This is a genomic window from Mesorhizobium sp. WSM4829 (genome assembly GCF_055811475.1).
Genome location: NZ_JBVVQJ010000164.1, coordinates 1 through 335 on the forward strand (window position 1 = coordinate 1; position 335 = coordinate 335).

1 protein-coding gene is annotated in these 335 nt (G+C 60.9%); it reads left to right on the top strand.

What is annotated here, in order from left to right; all coding sequences use genetic code 11:
- Positions 1–18 precede the first annotated feature (18 nt).
- On the top strand, positions 19–335 hold a 317-nt coding region (locus AC0L17_RS34695; protein ID WP_473519023.1), incomplete at its 3' end, for an alcohol dehydrogenase catalytic domain-containing protein.

The window sequence follows — 335 nt, forward strand, 5'->3', positions numbered from 1 at the left end:
GTTTCAAGGGAAAAAAGAATGTCGAACATGATGAAGGCGCTGGTCAAGGCCAAGGCCGAGCCGGGCATCTGGATGGAAGAAGTGCCGGTGCCGGAAATCGGCCCGAACGACGTTCTGATCAAGATCAAGAAGACCGCGATCTGCGGTACCGACGTCCACATCTACAATTGGGACCAGTGGGCGCAGAAGACCGTGCCGGTGCCGATGGTGACCGGCCACGAATTCGTCGGCACCGTCGCCGACTTCGGCGCGGCGGTCACCGAATACAAGATCGGCCAGCGTGTTTCGGGCGAAGGCCACATCGTCTGCGGCCATTGCCGCAATTGCCGGGCGGG